This window comes from Burkholderia sp. M6-3, assembly GCF_050858985.1.
GTDB classification, from domain to species: domain Bacteria; phylum Pseudomonadota; class Gammaproteobacteria; order Burkholderiales; family Burkholderiaceae; genus Paraburkholderia; species Paraburkholderia caledonica.
Window position 1 is genome coordinate 2,822,974 of record NZ_CP110091.1, and the last position, 19,992, is coordinate 2,842,965.

Consider the following 19,992-nt stretch of genomic DNA (forward strand, 5'->3'; position numbering starts at 1 on the left):
CGCGGTTATTCGCCGCCCGCGAAGGTGGCCATGGCGGGACGCGGCACGAGTTGGATGAGGCGGTCAAACGCGTCGCAAGCGCCGCGGCACGCTTCTTCGATACTGGCTTCAGTTTGCATATCGACATCGGCGCACATTGCGCGAACGAACGCCGGCCAACGCACACCGAGTGCCTCGCGGCCCGCCTTGAGGTATCCGAGAGGATGAGGCGCGAGCCGTTCTTTCAGGCGCTCGTATAAAACCGCGCCGCCCAACTGCGAACCTTCGATCACATAGCACACGCCCCAACGATAAGCGGCGCTCTTGCTGCCGGCCCAGTAACATGTACTACTTACTTCTTGTGCACCAGCGCGATGTTCCAGTTTTACCGATACGTGAGCCAGATCCATATCGATCAACGCGACCCGATTCCGCTTTGGGACCACCGCCGCTGTCTGAGGTCCATCGCTGAAATGCGCTAGCCAGGCCTCGAGTTGTACGAGCCATTCGCGAAGAATGACCAGATGCGCGACGTAATCGCCGAGCGCGACACTGTCGACCGTCAGCGGCATCAGGATGTGAGTCGATTCGTGGCGTTGCGAAGTTGCTGCACGCAATGCGGTGAGCACCTTGTGCGGGCCACTAGCTGTACCTGTGGGCTGGCGGGCGATGTCGGATTTTTGGGTCAACGTGCTGGCGAAAACTGGAAAATAGCTGAAGCGAATGACGGGAGGCAGGCTTGACGAGACGCTGCGTGCGATGGGCGCCGCGCAGGAACGCGTGCCATTACAACTGGGCGTAGCGCATCAAATGATCAGTTGGAAGAGGGGCTAATGTCAAGCGCGCAACTCGCGCACCGGGGCCAAACGCTCGAATGAAACGCATGATCGAAACCAGATCGCATGCTGCGCATCTTGAGACGATTGCGCAATTTGTTGAGCGCGCCCAGCGTTCTGCGTTTGCGGGCCCGGTTCTACAGTACGTCATCGATCGCGCGAAGCCGAACAGTCTAGCGCGACGCAACTCCTGGAGGATCGGTGATGGACACCAATCGTGGCTCAGTACCCGTTGCATTCTTCGGTATCGCGGTGGGCGCCCTCGCGCTCGCCAACCTGTGGCGCGTGGCGATCAGGCTGTGGCACTTGCCGCCTGCCATTGGAACCTTGACGACGGTCGCCGCGTTAGTCGTGTGGCTCGCAATTCTCGCCGCCTACGGGCTGAAGTGGCTGACCCGCACTGCCGAGGCTCGTGAGGAAATGCAGCATCCGGTGCAGTCGTCATTCGCGGCGCTCGCGCCCGTGTCGAGCATGCTGGCCGCGCAGCTTTTGCAGCCGCACGCATATCGCCTCGCACTCGCGCTGTTCGGTGTGGCCGTGGTCGCGCAACTGGCACTCGGCGTGTATCTGCATGGACGACTCTGGCAAGGCGGTCGCAAGCCGGAACTCGTTACGCCGGCCATTTACCTGCCGACAGTAGCGCCGAGTTTCGTCGCGGGCACGGCGGCGGCGGCCTTCGGTTTTCATCAGCTTGGCGGGCTCTTTTTCGGTGCGGGCTTGCTGTCCTGGCTTGCCATCGAATCGCTGATTCTGCATCGTGCAGCCGTGCATGAACCGCTGCCTGAAGCACTGCGTCCCACGCTCGGCATTCAGCTCGCGCCGCCGGTGGTGGGTGGCGTGACCTACCTCGGCTTGACGAGCGGCACGCCTGATCTGTTCGCGCTGATCCTGCTTGGATATGGGGTTTATCAAGGACTGTTGCTGTTGCGATTGCTGCCGTGGATTCGTCAACAGGCTTTCGTGCCTGGTTACTGGGCCTTCAGCTTCGGTGTAGCGGCTTTACCGACGATGGCGCTGCGTATGGTCGAACGAGGCACGGCAGGAGCCGTTGAATGGGCTGCACCAGCACTGTTCATTCTGGCCAACGTGATCATCGCGATTCTGGCCTTCAAGACGCTTGCGTTGCTGGTGCGGGGCAAGCTGATTCCGCCGGCCGCGGCGCCCGTTGTGAGCGCTCAGTCGGCACTGCAAACACCGGCGGATTTGCGAGTGACACGGGCGAGCTAGCCTGACGGCGATGTTCCGTTGCTGACGTGTCGGCACCCCACACCGTTGCAACCGGACGACATGATCGCAGAAAGTCAGCGTCCGTTTAATTTGGTCGAAATATGATTACGCCCGCGCCCACGAACGCGCTATGCCCGCGGGCCCACCGACCATACACGGGGGCTCGCTCGATAAACAAGCACACGGGGAATCCGGTGAATAGAACCATCACGAGCGCCATCGGCGGTGCACTTCTGGCCATCGCTGCGCAATCCGCTTTCGCGCAAAGCTCGGTCACGCTGTACGGCATCGTCGACACCAGCATCCGCTATCTGACCAATGCGAATGCAAAGAACGACAGCGAAGTCGCAATGGGCGTCGGCCCGATCACCGGCAGCCGCTGGGGCCTGAAGGGTGACGAGGATCTGGGCGGCGGTCTATCCGCGGTCTTCCGGCTCGAGAACGGCTTCAATCTCTGGAACGGTCAGCTCGCGAGCTCCGGCACGCTCTTCAACCGGATGGCCTATGTCGGCTTGTCCAGCAACAAGTACGGCACGATCACGTTCGGCCGCCAGAACACGCCGCTGTTCGATCAGCTCGGCAACGTGTATGACCCGCTGACGGTCGGCAACTACGATCAGGACGGATGGCTGCCGGGCGCACTCGGTTATGGTCTGCGTCAGAACAACTCGGTTAAGTACAGCGGCCAGTTCGGTGGTTTGAATGTAGAAGCCATGTATGGCTTCGGCGGCGTGGCTGGCAGCACCGGCGCGAACAACATGTACGGCCTGACGGCATCGTACACATATGGCGGCCTGTCGCTCGACGCGGGCTACCAGCAGAACAGCGACGCGAACAACCGAAAGTTCAACGTAGTCAACGTGAGCGCGGTCTACGCATTCAGCACGGTCAAGGCATACGCCGGCTGGCTGCACGCGCAGGACAACACCGGCATGGTCGACCTCTTCATGGCGGCGGCGAACTCGCCGGCAGCAGGCTGGACGACGCCGGTGACCAACACCAATCGCATCGACGACGGCTTCTACCTCGGCACCACGTGGCAAGTCACACCGCCGCTGCTGTTGACCGCCGCGACCTATTACGACCACTCGCGCAACGCGCTGAACGCGGATCAAACCACGCTGAGCCGCGGCACCCGCTACTCGGGCGTACTGCTCGCCGAGTACTCGCTGTCCAAGCGCACTGAAGTGTATGGAACGGTCGACTTCATTCGCGGCACCGGTGCGGCAACCGCCGACTTCCCCGGCCGCAACAACCAGACCGGCGTTGCAGTGGGCCTGCGCAACATCTTCTGACGCCCCGGTCCGCTTCCGGCGGACCAGTGAAGCTCGGCACGGCTGCTCATGTACCGGGTTTCACTGCCTGCATGATGGCGGCGACGCGAACACTCAACCCTTCGCCAGAAACTGCAAAAGCTCCTCGATGGCTACGGGCTTCGAGAAAAAATGGCTGAACCCGGCCTCGGCTGCTTCGGTTCGAAACGGCGCAGTCGAATAGCCGCTCAAAGCGATCAACCTCAGCGATCCCAACGCGGGCCTGGCGAGCAATGCCTTCGCCACGTCGAATCCCGACATATCGGGCAGGCCGAGGTCCACCAGGCCCACCGTCGCCGGGAAGGTCTCGGCGAGTTGCAGCGCCGACGCACCGTCGTATGCGACTTTGCACCGGTGCCCATGCATGTCGAGCAGCGCAGCGAGGGCGTCGGCCGAATCGCGGTTGTCGTCGACCACCAGCACGTTGTGCTCGACGCTCACCCACGGCGTTTCGGCGCGAGTCAGAGGATCGTCGCTAGACGGTGTTATGCACTTTTGTTAAGGGATGCGAAGTGAACAAGCATAAGCACGGAGAACACGACAAAGTGCAAGCCAGCCAAGGTTTCGGGCAGTCGCTCGTAATCCCTGGCCAATCGGCGGAAGCGGTTGAGCCAGCCAAAGCTGCGCTCGACGACCCAGCGACGTGGCAACAGTACAAAGCCTTTTTTCGCCTCCGACAGCTTGATGACCTGAAGCTCAATGCCCTCGTCGAGTGCCGCCTGCGCGGGCTCTTCGCCGGTGTACCCCTGATCTGCAAATGCTACCTTGACCGTCTGCCCCGTGACCTGCTGGACCTGCCGCGCCAGTTCTCCAACCTGTGCGCGCTCCTGTTCGTTGGCTGGCGTCACATGCACTGCGAGCAGTTGTCCCAAGGTATCAACCGCGATGTGCACCTTGCTGCCTTTCTTGCGTTTGTACCCGTCATAGCCTGCACGCGGTCCGCTCTCGCACGTCGATTGCAGCGTCCGGCCATCAAGGATCACTGCACTGGGCTGACCTCGACGATCCTGCGCCACCCGGATGATCGAGCGCAGGTCATGGACCATGGCTTCGAAACAGCCCGCCTGAATCCAGCGTTGCGTCTGCTGATAGACCGTCTCCCACGGCGGAAAGTCATTGGGCAGCAGACGCCACGGCGCACCCGCGCGGACAATCCAGCGCAAAGCGTTGAACATTTCGCGCAATTCGTATCTGCGTTGTGGTGCGTCTTTGCTCATCAAGGTCAGGTACGGAGCAGCGAAGTACCACTCTTCATCCGACACATCCGTTGGATAGGGTCTGCGTTTTTTCATCCGGCCAGGATACCAGGTCTGGCCGAAAGTTCATAACACCGTCTAGTCACCTCTTCGTGGACGATCGGCAGCGACACGACAACGCGGTCGCTGTACGCCTTCACCGATCCGCCATGATCGTTCACGAGCCGCTCCACGACCGTCAGCCCGATGCCGAGTCCGGCATCCTGCCTGCCGATTCCAATCGTCGCCTGAGCAAAGAGATCGAACACGTGCGGCAGCATGTCGGGATCGATGCCGATGCCGCGATCCGTAATCGCAATCGTCACGTCGCTGTCCGCGTTCGTGACCGTAATCGCGATGGTGTCCGGCTGTGGCGTGTATCGCGCCGCGTTGTGGATGATGTTGTTGAACACCTGCTTGAGCCGCGCGATATCTACGCGAACCGAGGCAAGCTCCGCCGGATAGTCGATACTTACTGTGTGGCCGCGCCGTTTGATTTCGGCCAGAGCCATCTCGATCCCGCCGTCGATAAGCGAATCGACACGTACCACCTCGGTCTGCAATTCGACCTTGCCGCGCGTAAGCCGTGAGACGTCGAGCAGATCTTCGACCATTCGCGACAGTTGCGCCGTCTGCCGTGCGATCACAGCAAACGTGTGGCCGGACTCGCCCGTCCCAGCACGCGCCTCCAGTTCGAGCGACAACGATATGGCTGCCAGAGGATTTCGCAGTTCGTGCGCCAGCATGGCGAGGAACTCGTTCTTGCGGAGGTCCGCTTCCTCGAGTTCAGCGCGCTTGCGACGAAGCTCTTCAAGCGCGAGAAGCATTTCGCGATTTTGCTGCTCGAGTTCTTCAACCGGCGTCTGAGCTTTGCGCTGAGTAAGTTGGCCGACGAGCGCGCCGAGCGCACGCATGGAAAGACGTGCGGTGCCCCGAGGCAGGAACATCTCAAGCGTTACGGTCGTACCTTTGCCCGCCTGCGACTGCACAAAGAACCCATCCGCCATGCGTTGACTGCCCGGAATACCCACTCCGGTGGCGCCGGGCCGACCGCTGGGATCGACCAGCAACGCATCGAGATTGGGAATGCCCGGCCCGTTGTCGCTGATTTGCGCGACCACGCACTGGGTCTCCGCTGCGTCAGTGGCATCGCCGACGAAAAAGGTCAGCATGCCGCCGCCGGCAAACTGCACCGCGTTGCGCGCAATCTCGGAGACGGCGGTGATAAAGCGCGTGCGCTGCAAATTGTCGAGGCCGAACAGTTCGCCGATCTGACGTGAACGGTCGCGCACCGTGACGAGGCTCAGATTGGAACTCACGGGCGTCGCGAGGATTCTGTGTCGCATGTCAAACCGCCTTTACGACAACGACTGTGGCGTCGTCCGCGTCGCGGGCGAAGTCGCGGTGCAGCACGCTGGCGATCAGGCTCGGGTGCCGGTTCGTCAAACCGGGATGGCGATTCAGATTCCAACGCGTGGACAGGCCGTCCGTGGTGGCAATGAACACACTGCCCGATACCCAACGGGCTTCCCCCGGGCGGACAGCGCGCATGTTGTAGCCGACCGTGCCGTCCATGGAAAGCAGGTGCTGCGCGCTCTCGCCGGTATGAACGACACTCACGATATTACCGATGCCCGCAAACGACAGAACAGCGCTTGCAGGCTCGAATTTCGCAATCGCCATGACTGCGCCGCGCGTCGCCTTGATGCCGGAATGAACGTCGCGCATGACGTCTGCCGGCAGAGCAACCGGATCGGTTGCCATGAAAACGTCGACGGCACGACGCGACGCCTCTGCCGCAAGCGGCCCATGCCCAAGGCCGTCGAGCAAGGTCACCCACATGCTGTCCGCCGCATGGCGCACGGCCCATGCGTCGCCGTTGACGTCCTGGCCGAGCTTCGGCGTGGACCTCGCGCCGACCTGAAAGCGGGAAAGCTTTGCGGCTGGTTTATCGGTCACCCGCGCAAACAAAGCCGTGCCGTTACCGGCGACCGAATAAATGTCGAAGAGTGCCGAATGACGCGCGATCGTTCCGAGACCGGCGCCGAGGCTGCCGCCCGTCGAGAATCCGTCGGAACACGCGGCGCCCAGATTGACGATACCCGGACCGCGGTCGAGTGCGACCACGTCGAGACCGCCCGCGCCGCCCTCGGCACTCTTCAACACGATCTCGCCATGGCCCGCGTACTTGAGGATGTTGGTGGCCGCTTCCGTGACGATCAGCGCGGCGTCGGCCTGCGATTTTTCGGGCAGGCCGAGCGATTGCGCCATCTGAACCGCACGCCTGCGCGCGTCTGCCACGCCGCTCTTGTCGGCGAGGGTTAGCGTCGTTTCCATTGAATGATGCTCACTTTGGTCCCCACGCCCACTGTCGACGTAATGTCGAACTCATTGACGAGCCGACGTGCACCGCCTAATCCAAGGCCCATGCTTTTAGCGGTGCTGAACCCGTCCTGAAGCGCCCGCTCGATGTCCGGAATACCCGGCCCCGTATCTTCGAAAACGAGCTTGATGCCAATACGGCCGTCGCGCTGGACTTCGGAGATGGTGAGTTTGCCTCCCCGGCCATGCACGAGTGTATTACGCGCAAGTTCGCTCGCCGCCGTAACGAACTTGGTTCGATCGAGCGTGCCGAAGGCGAGCCGCGTTGCCCACTCCTGAACCGTCTTGCGTGCAAGGTTCACCTGATCGGCCGTTCGAACCTCGAGGACGGATTCGCTTAAGGTAACGATGAGGGGTCTCCCGCGTCTTCGAGCGATCTGCGCAGCAAGGCCATTCCCTTGTCCACGTCGAGCGCCGTGCGGATACCGTGCAGCGACATGCCCAGTTCGACCAGCGTAATAGCTACAGCAGGCCGCATGCCCACCAGCACGGTGGTGGCGTCCATTACCCGCGCCATCGCTGCGATGTGGCCGAGCGTACGGCCAATGAAAGAATCGACGATCTCCAGTGCGGAGATGTCGATCAACACGCCCTTTGCATGCGTACGCTCGATCCGTGACGTCAAATCGTCCTGCAAGCTCATCACCAGTTCGTCATGCAGCTCTACCTGAATCGAGACGAGGAGGAATTCGCCGAGCTTGAGGACAGGGATCTGCTCCATCTCAGTTGTCCTGCTTGGCGGTAGCGAGTTTCGTCACCGTCATGCCCACTCTTCGCAAAGCGATTTTTAGCGCTTCGGCGAGCGTTGCCTTCGTGACGACGTCACCGAGATCGACGCCAAGGTGGACGATAGTTTGCGCAATCTGCGGACGAATTCCGCTGATGATGCACTCCGCACCCATCAGCCGGGCGGCCGCAACAGTCTTGAGCAGATGCTGCGCGACCAGCGTGTCGACAGTCGGCACGCCAGTGATATCGATGATTGCGATCGCCGCTTCGTTTTCGACGATGGAGTCGAGCAGGCTCTCCATGACGACCTGGGTACGCTCGCTGTCGAGCGTGCCGATTAGCGGCAGCGCGACGATGGAGTCCCACAGGCGCACCACTGGTGTGGTGAGATCCAGTAATTCTTGCTGCTGGCGCTCGATTATCTGCTGGCGGCTCGCCTGATACGCTTCAATGGTGATGAGGCCGAGGCTGTCGAGAGTCTGAGTCAGCTTCCACAACTCGTCGCCCAGCGCTTCGAGGTTCTTGCCGAGCGACTTGCGCAGCGCTTCGAACAACGGCTTCTTCAGCGAAAAAATGAAAGTGGCAGTTTCTACCGGGGAGAAGCCCTGAATTACGCGTTCCCGGGACAATGCAGTCAGATGTGCGCGGACCGGTTCCCATGCCTCTCCGGACAACTGCTCGTCGTAGCTGCTTTTGACAGCGCTTGCAAATAGCGCGAGAAATGCACGCGATGAGTCGCGCACATCAGCTTCCGAGATGACACCCTGGCGGACGCCGCCAGATATCTGCCCGGCTACCCACGCTTTCAAAACGGCTTCTTCATTTTTCTCAAGTATGGTTGCCAAGTCATTTTGTTCGCTCAAAGTCCGCTCCTGTATTGGTGTCAATTGGACAGAGCGACATCATACCTGTGGGTTGACGGTTCCGTTACATGCAGCCGGTCCATTATGTTGCGTGAGCCCACACAACGTTGCTGACGGTCAACGAACTTATTGTCCTGCCAGGCGGGCATGTTCCCTCATCCCGCCGACACGGCATGCCCCTTGCGGATTGAAACGTTACGGCGCCGCATGACGGGGCGCCGGTTCACCTCGCCGGTAGATGCCAGAGATGCTTCCGACACAAGCAGCCACGTGCCATGCATGGTCGCCGCGCTAAATCTTCCAGGCGCCCCTTTTCTAACTGAACGCCCGCTTCTCCCGGAGGCAACTGATGGACATGCCCGAATCGGCCAAATCCAAGTCGCAATCCGCTGACCGCGCGGACACGTCCGATGCAAGCAATGCGTCGGACGAATTGCGCCTCGCTGCCGTGCAAGAACAACTGCAGGTCGACGTCGACAGAATCGAGACGGGTTCAGTCCGGGTCCGCAAGGTCATTCAAGAAGAGACGAAGCCGGTTTCCGTGACCCTGCGCGAGGAGCACGTTGAAGTTCGGCGCGTGCCGATCGGAAGACCTGTCGATGAGCGCTACGCGCCGCGGCAGGAAGGCGACACGCTCATCGTTCCGGTCTTCGAATCCGTGCCGGTAGTAAAAATGCAACTCATGTTGAAGGAAGAGGTGCACATAACGACCTTCGAATCACAGCATGAAGCAGTTCGTGAATTCACTTTGAAGTCCGAAGAATTAGTCATTGAGCGCCGCGAAGGCACGGATGGCGAGTGGAAAACCGAAACTGACACCGAGTAGCGCGCCCTGGGAACGGTCGTTGCGCGATAGGCGGGACGCGTTCCACTTGGACTTGCGTAGCTCTGGTTCACTCTTTTGGGAGATCTGCAATGACTCACACTATCATCGGTGTATTCGATTCATTCGCGCAGGCGGAAGCCGCAAAAAGCCGCCTGGAAACTGAAGGCGTTCCGTCTGCGAACATGGCCGTGCATGCTCAGGACGCCGGGTTCGGTGCATCCACCACAACCGATACGGGCCTCGGGACAACACCGGTTTCCTCGACCGACGCCACTGGCCACGAGCACGAAGGCGCGATGGGGCGCATCGAACATTTCTTCAAACGACTCTTCGGTGACGACGACCGTCCGGAAGAAGCCGGCCACTATCAGGAAGCCGTGCGTCGCGGCGGCGCATTGCTGTCCGTGGATGTGAATGACGAGTCGTCCGTGGAGAGAGTGCAAGAGGCGTTGTACGCCGCGGGTGCCGTCGACATCGATTCACGCGTTGCACAATGGCGCGGCGCGGGCTACACCGGATACGACCGCAACGCGCCCGCTTACACGAGTGAGGAAATAGCGGCCGAACGCAAGGCGTTTCCAGTCGTACAGGAGTCGCTCGAAGTCGGCAAACGCGAAGTCTCGACGGGAGGCGTACGTGTTTACTCGCGCGTCACCGAAACGCCTGTTAGCGAAGCGGTGACCCTGCGCGAGGAGCACGCCACGATAGAACGGCGCGCGGTGGACCGCCCCGCGACTACAGCCGACCTGACCGAGAGTTCCGTCGAGGTTCGCGAAACTGCGGAGCAGGCCGTCGTCGCAAAGACGGCTAGAGTCGTTGAGGAAGTGGTGGTTGGCAAAGAGTCGAGCAGTCGCACTGAAACTGTCAACGACACAGTCCGCGGTACCGAAGTCGAAGTTGAGCGGGTGGAAGGAACCGACAAGACCACGCGGCTCGATGAAGTTGAGAGGAAGCCGATCTAATTCGGCGAACGATGAGGCCGGTGGCGAAACAGAGAGTTCGAACCGGCCCTGCCTGCTTCACTTCTTGATCTTGCTGCGCACAGTCGAGACGTCGCGCGTCGGAACCGGCCGTGCCTCGTTACCCCACGCAGTACGCACGAAGCTCAAGACTCGGGCGATCTCTCTGTCTGTGAACTGATTCCTGAACGCGGGCATCTCACGATGTATTGGCCCATTCTCTGTCTGCGGACTAGTGCCGCCTTCAAGAACGAGCCGGATTAGCGACGACGTGTCCGGCGCGAGTACTGCCGGATTGCCTGCCAGCGCGGGGAATTTGTGTGGTTCCCCGCGCCCGTCGGCTTGATGACACTTTGCGCAAAACGACAGGTAGAGTCCGGCCCCGGGACGCTCTATCTCACCCGCCTTCAACGACACAGCCGTCTCCTGTAACTTCTGCGTGTTCGGCTTGTAAGCACCGGAGCTCTGCCGGGCGGGGAGGCTCTTCAGATATCGTGCGACCGCGTTCAGGTCGTCGTCGCTGAAATATTGCCCGCTGTCCTCGACCACTTCCACCATGCTGCCAAACGTCACGACGTGCACATCCACGCCGTGGCCGGACTTGAGAAAGGAGGCGATGTCGCGCGGCGATAGACGCCCTAATCCGGAACCTGGATCCCCGGTGAGGTTCGGCGCGAACCAGTGATCGTTCGTTCCGCCTGTCAGGTATAGCTTCGACGACTCGTCGTAGCCGCGCTCCTCGAACCCGGGGCCACGGGGCGTGTGACATGCGCCGCAGTGGCCGAGCGATTGCACGATATAGGCACCTCGATTCCATAGCGCGTCGCGTTTGCCGTCCGGAATGAAGCGCTCGTGCCGCACGAATGCGAAATCCCAGAAGGCGAGGCCCCAGCGCTGACTGAACGGGAACGGCAATTTCGTTTCAGGCGGCCGGTGCGGGACCGGCTGCACGCCATGCATGAAGTACGCGTAGAGTGCGTGCATATCCGAGTCGTTGATCTTCGTGAACGACGCATACGGCATGGCCGGGTAAAGCCGCTTGCCGCCGGGTGTCACGCCGTCGCGCAGCGCGCGCTCGAAGTCAGCATAGCTGTAGCGGCCGATTCCGGTTTGCGGGTCGGGCGTGATGTTAGTCGAATAGATGGTGCCGAACGGCGAGCCCATCGGGAGGCCGCCGGCGAACGGCGCACCCTGCTTCGGCACCGTATGGCAGCCGGCGCAGTCGCCAAGCTTCGCGAGATAGGCGCCACGTGAAATCAGCGCGGGGTCCGACAGTGAAACTTCATCGTCGACGCTAGGCGAAGCTGGCTGCGCGAGACTGCGTGCGCACAGCCCCGCCACCATCGTCATGGCGAGCGTCAGAGCGAAGGCGGTGCACGCGGCGCGCGGCCGGATCCGTTTCATGTCAGTCATCGCCACGCGCTGCACGGTGAGACGAGCAGCACAGCCAATCCTGCTGTGACCAGGCCGACGAGAAAGAGCACGCTGAGTATGAGCGCTGCCATCGCGAGAAAACGGGTTCTTCCCGCTGTTGTGTCGGACACGGAAGCAGCAGAATCAGGGAGCGCGCCGCGCGCTATGCGCCAGCTTCGCCAGGCCACCCACACACCCGCGATACCAACCAGCAGCGCGACGATACTCATTACGTTCAACGCCGGCATGAGCCACGACCATTGAGGCGCGGGGAGCGCACGCCGATGCGGGTAGCAGGCCTGAGCGGCAAGCGTCTCGCCAACTTCCGTCTGCAACCCCCATGCTGCGGCCGCGCCCAACAGACCGAACAGCATCATCAGCGCCCCGCCGCGCCGTGGATAGGGATTCAGACGGTCGGACCTGCGGCCGGCGCCTCGCTGCGCGGTCGCCGGGTCCGGCTCGCCTGGCGGCTTCTGATAAAGCTCTGCGGCTAACATCATCGCGCTCCTAGAAAAGAAAAGGCGTGACGTACAGCGTGGTGAAAATAAAGAGCCAGACGACATCGACGAAATGCCAGTACAGGCCGCCGATTCTCAGCGCAGCACAACGCTTTTCGTCGAAGTAACCGAGCGCCGTCCAGCCGAGCAGACAAGACAGCACGACAAGGCCGACGAGCACGTGGATCACGTGAAAGCCCGTGATCGTGAAGTACAGCGATCCGTAAAGATGCGTTGCGATGCCGTACGGGTGGTCGTGCCACTCCTTCATCTGAATGCCGACGAAGACGACGCCGAGAACGATCGCCAATGCCATCGACGCTACCGCCCAGCGGATTCTGCGCCGGCGCACCAGGCGCTCGCACAACCACACGAACAGGCTGCTCAAGAGCAGGACGCACGTATTGAGCGCGCCGATGCCGATCTTGGGCAGCCCTTCCGGCGGCCAGTGCATCTCGGTCTGCGAGCCGAGGTACAGATACGAAAAGATCAGATAACCGAAGAGCGACGCTTCGGTGGCGACCGTCGCCATCATGCCCCACCAGCCGCCCGATAATTTGCCGGCGCTACCGACAGGAAGAACCGGCACGTTGTCCGTCAGCTCACTCATGACCGGCTCCCGCATCCCGCACCGGCTCCGGCTCGCGCTGTATCAGCAATCGTTCGGGCCACAGCCATAACAGAATCGCCGCGCCGCACGCGGCTATCATGGCCCCCGCAAAGATCCAGGTGCGCAGCAGCATGGCAACGAATAGCAGCGCACTGAACAAGCCGAGCAAAAACGGGGCGTAGGAATCGGTCGGCATCTTCAGGATGATGTCGGGCCTGGCATCGAGCGGTGTCGTGCCGAGCGCCTCACGGCCATGATCGAGCAGGAACCCTTCATCGAGCTTCGAGTTGCTGCCCTCTCCAATCCGTTCTTCCCACAACGGATTGCGGCTCGCTACCACTGGCACGACAGCGAAGTTGTAGGGCGGTGGCGGCGACGGTACGGACCATTCGAGCGACGCGCCGTCCCAGGGATTGTCGCCTGCCGGTGCACCGCGCCGCAGGCTCACGGCCATGTCGATCAGGAAGATGAGAATGCCAATGGCGAATATGAATGAGCCAATGGTCGTGATCATGTTCGTCGTGTCCCATCCCATGTTTGCCGGGTAGGTGTAGATCCGACGCGGCATGCCGAGGAGGCCCGAGATGTGCATCGGAAAAAAGCCGACGTTGAAGCCGACAAAGGTGACCCAGAACGACAGCTTGCCGAGCCGCTCACTGGTCATCCGGCCGGTAAATTTGGGGAACCAGTAATAGATGCCCCCGAGCACGGGAAACACGTTGATGCCGAGCAGCACGTAGTGCAGATGAGCCACGACGAAGTAGGTGTCGGTCAACTGCCAGTCGAATGGCACCGCCGCGGTCATCACACCGGAGACGCCGCCAACCACGAACATCAGCACGAAGCCTGCGAAAAACAGGAACGGCACGCGATAGACCGGCCGTCCAAGCCAGATCGTTGCAATCCATGCGAAGGTGGCGACGGCGCTTGGGATCGAGATCAACGTACTTGCGGCGCCAAAGAAGGCCAGCGCGAGCGGCCCGATTCCAGTCGCGAACATGTGATGAATCCAGACCACGAATCCGATCATCATCGTTGCGACGGTCGAGATCGCAACGGGTGTGTAGCCAACGAGTGGCCGGCGGCAAAACGTCGGCAGTGCATCGGAAACGATGCCCATGGCCGGCAACACCACGACATATACCCACGGATGAGCGAACATCCAGAACATGTGCTGCCATAACATCGGCCGGCCGCCGTGGGTGACATCGAAGAAGTGCGTGCCGATCTGCCGGTCCAGCCACAGCATGAGAAACGCCAGACTGACCGATGGCACCGCCACAAGGTTAGCCGCCGACGCAGTCAACGTGCCCCACACCAGAATGGGCAACCGGTCGATCGACATTCCCGGTGCACGCATGCGCAGTAGCGTGACGACGAAGTTGACCGATCCAACGGTTGTGGACACACCGAGCAGCACCATGCCGAGCGCGTAGACGTCGATGTTGGGTCCGGTGTTGTATTCGAGATTCGCGAGCGGCACATAATTGAACCAGCCGGCATTAGGAGCCTGACCGAGCGGAAAGCTCGCATAAAGAAAAATGCCCGCGAAAAGGAAGACCCAGAACGACAGCGCGTTAAGCCGTGGAAATGCCATGTCCCGCGCGCCGAGCACGAGCGGCCACAGGTAGTTCGAAAAGCCGGACAACACAGGCAGTGCGTACAAAAAGATCATCGTGATGCCGTGCATCGTGAAAAGCTGGTCGTACTGCTCCGGCGACAGCAGATGTGCGTTCGGCCGCGCAAGCTGTACGCGCATGATGAGCGCCTCGATTCCCCCGGCGATCAGAAAGACAAAAGCGGTGACGATGTAGCGCAAGCCGATTTGCTTATGGTCCACCGTCGAGAGCCAGCCGCGCCAGCCAGGTTCGCTTTCCCACAGTTCTCGCAGGCGCTGCTCGCGCGGCGAACCTTGCGGCATGCGGCCGATTTCCGGTCGGCGTGCGAGCCGCAGGTCGGGCGTATCGGGTGCAAGGTCGGCCATGTTCTTCCTTGTCGGATGGGAGCGCTTCAATGGAGCGTCGCGAGATAATCGGAAAGCGCAGCGGCATCGTGCACGTTCAGCGTAAAGCTGGGCATCAGCGAATCGGGTTTTATCTGTTGGGCGTGCTCGATCCAGTCAAGCAGGTGCGTCGGGGTATTGGTCAATGTGCCGGCTGCAAGCTGCTGGCGTGAGCCCACATGAGTAAGGTCCGGGGCCTGCGCACCGGCTGCGTCGCTACCCCGTACCGCATGGCAGCCTGCGCAGCGATCCATGAAAATCTTCTGACCGTCTCGCACCTGGCCGTCGGCCGGCAGAGCCGCCTGACGGATCTGCGCGCTCTGCCAGGCATCGAAATCCGCCTGCGGCTGCGCGATGACGTCGAACGCCATATGCGCATGCTGTGAGCCGCAAAATTGCGTGCACTGACCACGGTAGACGCCTGGCGCATCCGCCTCTATCCATTGCGTGTTGACCTGCCCCGGAATTGCCTGGGTCTTGCCGGCAAGGCGGGGCACCCAGAAAGCGTGGATGACGTCCGCACTTTTCAGGTTGATCTTGACCGGCACGCCCACAGGAATGTGAATCTCGTTGGCTGTTGCGAAATGGTTCGCCGGCTCGGTGTCTTCGCCGTAGTCGATCTTCCACCACCAGTCGTAGGCGGTGACGGTGATAGTCAGGCCCGGTGTCAGCGAAGGTTGCGCGACTGCCTCCAACGTAACGAGCGTGTAGAAGAGCGACACCAGCAACGCGACGGTGGACACGCCCACGCCGATGTAGATCCACGCCATTCCACCGCCTTCCTTACCGAGCGCTCGCCGCGCGGTCGGCGGGCGCCGCCGCATAAGTGCGCCCGCCAGCAGAACCGCAATGATGACGACAACCGCGATGCACATGGCAGTCAGACCCCAGCCAAGATGCATGGTCGGTGTCGCCGCGGGACCGGCCGAATGCAGGAAGTATTCGAGCGGCGCGTCGGCGTGCGCAAGCGGCGCGAAAGTAAGCGCCGTTAGAAGTGCAAGCTTGCGACCGCTGAGGTCCAAACGATGCAGGCGTCCGACAAGAAAATCGCTGACCGTCTGACCCATCATTGTTCTCCGGCCCGGCACGTAAGCCGACTCGCAAGCGGTTATTTCCTTACATGTGCATTGCGGTTGTCGGAGCGGACGCCGCGCGTTACACCTCACAACGTGATGCATTGCAAAATTCTTGCCTGGCACCGCAAGCCGGCCCTTGCGCCGTGGAGGCTCGCGGCAGGCGCTTGCTTCTGCCTTCGCATGACGTGACGAGTACGTGAAGCGCTTGTAAAAACCGTCGGGCGATGTAACTTCGATTAAGCATGTGCTCACCGTACGAGCCGGAGGCGTGCGTCGTCACGAATACGCTGGCTCCGCTACCACGAAATAAAATGTAAGGATTTGATCGATGCTGCCAGTGTTCGCCGCATCTCGCCGCGTCTCGACGGTAGATGATTGGCTAACGTTGAGACTGGCGATGCCGGGCAAGACACGGACTCACAATCCAAAAATGTACGTCGCAGACCGGCATGTCCAACAGGAAGATGCCCGCTAGGTGCGTGCACGTAACTTTCAAATGAAGCGCAAGAGGAACCCGTGATCAGGTCGATTCACCGAGTCATCATATTGGCTGTCGTGCTCAGTTCATGTATCGACTGCGGCGCGATGGCAGTTGCTTCGCAACATGTCGGCCTGACACGATTGGACTCGTCGTATGCGTCGCAGGCGAGCCCGGTGCCTGCGAGGTTTCAACAAGCTGACGCGCGCAAGCGCTCATATTCCCCGTTACTGACGTCGATCTCCGCGGCGCCGCCCGCTGTGGTGGTTGTGGAACGGCCAACGCTGGTTAATCTCTGGCGGGACCAAGGTGAAGCTGGGGGCGCCCAAGCCTGGTTCCCCGTTCCAGGCTATCAATATTGGAACGGCCAAACCGTTCCGCCGTATAACGCGTTCCCATTCGAAAACGCGCCCACCTATCTGCGTTGGGACTGCATTGCGTTCCCGGCATGGTCGATTGTCTTTCTATCTATTGGTCTCGGATTAGCAGCAAGCTGGGCAATTGGGCGGCCTCTACGCAGTCTCTCGACAGCGTTTAGCAAGGTTGGCGGCGAATACCGCCCCCACGAAATCATTCCGGAAAGAGGCCCGAAGGAGTTACGGCGACTGGCGCGAATATCCAATGAATTGCTCGCTCGGCGCATCGACTCACGTTCAGAGCAATCGTCTACGCTGGTGGCCCTGCAACTTCATCTCGAATCGCACGCAACCCGACTGCGTGAACGAGCCCTTCAGGTGAAGAAATGGCACAAGCGCGTGGCGCTCGTAGAGGACATCGACCTGTTCTCGCATCTTGCCAGGCAGTTCGTCGAAGGGACTCAGCTTTCCACCGGGCCGCAGGCCAACCTGTCCGTGGAAGCATTCATCCACGATCGATTCGTAATGACAAGTTCGCTGGAGGCCAACCTGTTCGTCTGCACGTTCGAAGCGGGTGCAGAATTCAAGCTGCCGCGCCCGGTCCTTGAGCGCGTCCTGTTCAATCTGGTCGACAACGCGCTGGAGCATGGAATTCCGCCGATCGAAATCAAAACCTCGCGAACCCGAGCCGAGTGCGTCCTGAGCATAAGAGATCACGGTGCAGGAATCACGCAGTCAAGATTGGCAGATGCAACCGCAGCATTCGTGCGCCTGGGCAGCGCTGACGATAGCGGACGCCATCGGGGACTGGGGCTGGCTCTGGTCAAAAAACTCGTGGCAGGCGCAGGAGGCCATCTCATTCTTGGCAATCACCCGGGCGGCGGGCTGATAGCGCGCCTGGTGTTCCCAAAAAGCGAACGGACATAGCCGACACGCTCTCGTCTCCTGACCGAATCGGGAATCAACTCGGTACAACTTCCGGGCGACGAAGACGGAGGGTCAGGCGTACTTGTCGGTGCGGCCACGGCAGCCGCGGAGCACCCGAGAGCTTCCGTCGGGAAGCCCCACGGCTGAGTTCAATGCGGACCACGCACTTGACTGCCTACCATCCCGGAGCGCTGGCGCAACTCTTGCGACAGTTCATATGGCACGGGCTTCAGGAGCCTCGCGTGACAAACCGCTGACAGGGCGCCGCCCGGTAAAAACACAAAATGACTAACTTTGCACCGTCCCCCCGGGACGTTTCGGGAGAGGAATCTTTCCAGCTTCTGGTCGCAGGCGTTAGGGATTACGCGATTTTCATGCTGGACGCAGAAGGTTTTATCAAAACGTGGAATGCAGGCGCCCAACGCTTCAAGGGCTATGCTCCCAAGGAAATTCTGGGCCAGCACTTTTCCGTTTTTTACACAGACACTGACCGGGCGGGCGGCCGCCCGGCCTTCGCGCTGAGAACTGCGCGCGACGAAGGTAAATTCGAGGATGAAGGCTGGCGGGTCCGAAAGGACGGCAGCCAGTTCTGGGCGAGCGTGGTAATCGATCCGCTGCGTGACGATTCCGGCAAGCTCATCGGCTTCGCCAAGATCACACGCGACATCACGGACCGGAAGATGGCCCAGGAAGCGTTGCGTGAAAGCGAGGAGCAGTTCCAGCTGCTGGTTCAAGGCGTCACGGACTACGCGATCTACATGCTTTCGCCAACCGGCGAGGTGACTAACTGGAATGTCGGCGCGGAACGGATCAAGGGTTACACGCGCGAGGAAATTCTCGGCAAACACTTCTCTTGCTTCTATACCGAGGAGGATCGCGCGAGCGGCCTGCCTGCGCTGACGCTGTCGACCGCCGCCGCGGAGGGCCGAGCGGAGCGCGAAGGATGGCGGGTCCGCAAGGACGGCTCGCGGTTCTGGGCCCACGTGGTGGTGGATGCAATCCGCAACGGCGCGGGCGAGCTCGTCGGTTTTGCAAAAGTGACGCGCGACGTCACGGAACGCAAACAGGCGGCGGAGGCTCTCGAGCGCGCCAACGCCGCACTGTTCCAGTCACAGAAGATGGAATCGCTCGGCCAGTTGACCGGCGGCGTCGCCCACGACTTCAACAACCTGCTCGCAGTCATGTCGAACGGACTCGATGTGCTGTCGCTGCGCGTACAGGACCACGCCGATCTCAAGATGCTGGAAACCATGCAACGCGCAGTGGCCCGGGGCGCGACGCTGACACAGCAGTTGCTCTCGTTTGCGCGCCAGCAGCCGCTCAAGGTCGAAAGATGCAATCTGAACGCGGTGATCCGCGGTTTTGAAGCGGTTCTTCGCCGCGCGGGAAACAGCACGATCGAGCTGGAGATCAGGCCAGAGCCGCAACCGCGGCCCGTGCTGCTCGACGTAGCCCGCTTCGAGGCCGCGCTGCTGAATCTGATCGTCAATGCGCGCGACGCAATGCCCGCAGGCGGAAAGATCGCGATTACCGTTGAAAACGTCGAAGTCCGCGAAGGCACGGTTGGCACGCTCGTCGAGGGCCCGTATGTCAAGGTCTCCGTGGCAGACACCGGCTCGGGGATGCCGCCAGAGGTTGCCGCGCGCGCGTTCGAACCGTTCTTTACCACCAAGGAGGTCGGCAAGGGCACCGGTCTCGGTCTAAGCCAGGTGTACGGCTTTATCTCGCAGTCTGGCGGCGATGTGCTCATTCGCAGTGAACCGGACATAGGCACGGTCGTCAGCATGTATCTGCCGATAGCGAAAAGCGCATCGGGCGACGCGGACTCTTTAGCCGGACCGACGCTCGATACGGTGCTGGTCGTAGAGGACGAGCCGGATTTACTGGATGCGACAGCGGCGCTCTTCCGTAGCCTCGGATACGAAGTACTGACCGCGAGCAACGGGGCCGAAGCGATGAACGCATTGGGTCGTCGCGACGATATCCGCGTTTTATTTACCGACGTCGTGATGCCCAAGGGAATCGACGGCATCCAGCTTGCGCGTTCAACGCGCGATCGCCACCCCGAGATCAGGATCGTGCTTGCATCGGGGTATCCTTTGCCCGCCCTCAAGGCACAGCACGGCAATCTCGACGACTTCGCGTTTATTCACAAACCGTATCGGCTGGCCGATCTCGTGCGAACGCTGGGCATGGCGACGTAGCCGCAGATCGTGTTGCGGGTTCCATGATATGGCCGTACTGTTGACGCACGCGTTACGCGGCGCAACCACGGCAACAGAAC

19 protein-coding genes are annotated in these 19,992 nt (G+C 61.1%); 6 read left to right on the forward strand and 13 right to left on the reverse strand.

What is annotated here, in order from left to right:
- Positions 1-5: 5 nt before the first annotated feature.
- Positions 6-668: a biliverdin-producing heme oxygenase gene (locus OH764_RS30240; protein ID WP_498849718.1), complete on the reverse strand. Its 663-nt coding sequence runs from the start codon at positions 666-668 to the stop codon at positions 6-8.
- A 351-nt stretch (positions 669-1,019) separates the two neighbouring features.
- On the opposite strand from OH764_RS30240, the gene tehA reads away from it, so the two are divergent.
- Together tehA and OH764_RS30250 are read left to right on the forward strand one after the other, a co-directional pair.
- A complete protein-coding gene (gene tehA / locus OH764_RS30245; protein ID WP_498849719.1) occupies positions 1,020-2,042 on the forward strand; it encodes a TDT family transporter in 1,023 nt (340 codons plus the stop codon).
- A gap of 194 nt (positions 2,043-2,236) precedes the next feature.
- Positions 2,237-3,337 carry a porin gene (locus OH764_RS30250; protein ID WP_498849720.1) on the forward strand — a complete coding sequence of 367 codons (1,101 nt, stop codon included), beginning with the start codon at positions 2,237-2,239 and terminating at the stop codon, positions 3,335-3,337.
- Positions 3,338-3,430: 93 nt separating this feature from the next.
- On the opposite strand, the gene OH764_RS30255 is transcribed toward OH764_RS30250, so the two are convergent.
- The 7 genes from OH764_RS30255 to OH764_RS30285 are packed head-to-tail and all read right to left on the reverse strand — an operon-like array spanning position 3,431 to position 8,564.
- Complete coding sequence (locus OH764_RS30255) at positions 3,431-3,796, reverse strand: response regulator (protein ID WP_498849721.1); 366 nt, start codon at positions 3,794-3,796, stop codon at positions 3,431-3,433.
- A 44-nt stretch (positions 3,797-3,840) separates the two neighbouring features.
- The gene (locus tag OH764_RS30260) at positions 3,841-4,647 is read right to left on the reverse strand and encodes an IS5 family transposase (protein ID WP_498849038.1); all 807 of its coding nucleotides are present in this window, start codon (positions 4,645-4,647) and stop codon (positions 3,841-3,843) included.
- Positions 4,644-5,936, reverse strand: coding sequence for an ATP-binding protein (locus tag OH764_RS30265; RefSeq protein WP_498849722.1), 1,293 nt, complete (start codon positions 5,934-5,936; stop codon positions 4,644-4,646). The genes OH764_RS30260 and OH764_RS30265 overlap by 4 nt, the downstream gene beginning before the upstream one ends.
- A gap of 1 nt (position 5,937) precedes the next feature.
- A complete protein-coding gene (locus OH764_RS30270; protein WP_498849723.1) occupies positions 5,938-6,927 on the reverse strand; it encodes an ATP-binding protein in 990 nt (329 codons plus the stop codon).
- Positions 6,912-7,274 (reverse strand): anti-sigma regulatory factor, encoded by a 363-nt coding sequence (locus OH764_RS30275; RefSeq protein ID WP_020066791.1) that lies wholly within the window; start codon positions 7,272-7,274, stop codon positions 6,912-6,914. Before OH764_RS30275 ends, OH764_RS30270 begins: the two co-directional genes overlap by 16 nt.
- A gap of 35 nt (positions 7,275-7,309) precedes the next feature.
- Positions 7,310-7,693 carry an STAS domain-containing protein gene (locus OH764_RS30280; RefSeq protein ID WP_020066792.1) on the reverse strand — a complete coding sequence of 128 codons (384 nt, stop codon included), beginning with the start codon at positions 7,691-7,693 and terminating at the stop codon, positions 7,310-7,312.
- 1 nt (position 7,694) lies between these two features.
- Positions 7,695-8,564 (reverse strand): STAS domain-containing protein, encoded by an 870-nt coding sequence (locus OH764_RS30285; RefSeq protein ID WP_498849724.1) that lies wholly within the window; start codon positions 8,562-8,564, stop codon positions 7,695-7,697.
- A 349-nt stretch (positions 8,565-8,913) separates the two neighbouring features.
- Here OH764_RS30285 and OH764_RS30290 point away from each other — a divergent pair, with 349 nt between their 5' ends.
- Together OH764_RS30290 and OH764_RS30295 are read left to right on the forward strand one after the other, a co-directional pair.
- Complete coding sequence (locus OH764_RS30290; RefSeq protein WP_498849725.1) at positions 8,914-9,390, forward strand: YsnF/AvaK domain-containing protein; 477 nt, start codon at positions 8,914-8,916, stop codon at positions 9,388-9,390.
- A gap of 89 nt (positions 9,391-9,479) precedes the next feature.
- Complete coding sequence (locus OH764_RS30295) at positions 9,480-10,352, forward strand: YsnF/AvaK domain-containing protein (protein WP_498849726.1); 873 nt, start codon at positions 9,480-9,482, stop codon at positions 10,350-10,352.
- Between the two features lie 57 nt (positions 10,353-10,409).
- On the opposite strand, the gene OH764_RS30300 is transcribed toward OH764_RS30295, so the two are convergent.
- The 5 genes from OH764_RS30300 to coxB are packed head-to-tail and all read right to left on the reverse strand — an operon-like array spanning position 10,410 to position 15,938.
- A complete protein-coding gene (locus OH764_RS30300; RefSeq protein WP_498849727.1) occupies positions 10,410-11,753 on the reverse strand; it encodes a c-type cytochrome in 1,344 nt (447 codons plus the stop codon).
- A 5-nt stretch (positions 11,754-11,758) separates the two neighbouring features.
- Positions 11,759-12,262 carry a hypothetical protein gene (locus OH764_RS30305; protein ID WP_498849728.1) on the reverse strand — a complete coding sequence of 168 codons (504 nt, stop codon included), beginning with the start codon at positions 12,260-12,262 and terminating at the stop codon, positions 11,759-11,761.
- A gap of 7 nt (positions 12,263-12,269) precedes the next feature.
- Positions 12,270-12,869 (reverse strand): cytochrome c oxidase subunit 3, encoded by a 600-nt coding sequence (locus tag OH764_RS30310; RefSeq protein WP_498849729.1) that lies wholly within the window; start codon positions 12,867-12,869, stop codon positions 12,270-12,272.
- The gene (gene ctaD, locus OH764_RS30315; protein ID WP_498849730.1) at positions 12,862-14,853 is read right to left on the reverse strand and encodes a cytochrome c oxidase subunit I; all 1,992 of its coding nucleotides are present in this window, start codon (positions 14,851-14,853) and stop codon (positions 12,862-12,864) included. Before ctaD ends, OH764_RS30310 begins: the two co-directional genes overlap by 8 nt.
- 26 nt (positions 14,854-14,879) lie before the next feature.
- Positions 14,880-15,938, reverse strand: coding sequence for a cytochrome c oxidase subunit II (gene coxB, locus OH764_RS30320; RefSeq protein WP_498851332.1), 1,059 nt, complete (start codon positions 15,936-15,938; stop codon positions 14,880-14,882).
- A 525-nt stretch (positions 15,939-16,463) separates the two neighbouring features.
- On the opposite strand from coxB, the gene OH764_RS30325 reads away from it, so the two are divergent.
- Together OH764_RS30325 and OH764_RS30330 are read left to right on the forward strand one after the other, a co-directional pair.
- The gene (locus OH764_RS30325) at positions 16,464-17,708 is read left to right on the forward strand and encodes a sensor histidine kinase (RefSeq protein WP_498849731.1); all 1,245 of its coding nucleotides are present in this window, start codon (positions 16,464-16,466) and stop codon (positions 17,706-17,708) included.
- Between the two features lie 374 nt (positions 17,709-18,082).
- Positions 18,083-19,912 (forward strand): hybrid sensor histidine kinase/response regulator, encoded by a 1,830-nt coding sequence (locus OH764_RS30330; protein WP_498849732.1) that lies wholly within the window; start codon positions 18,083-18,085, stop codon positions 19,910-19,912.
- The last annotated feature ends 80 nt before the right edge of the window (positions 19,913-19,992 follow it).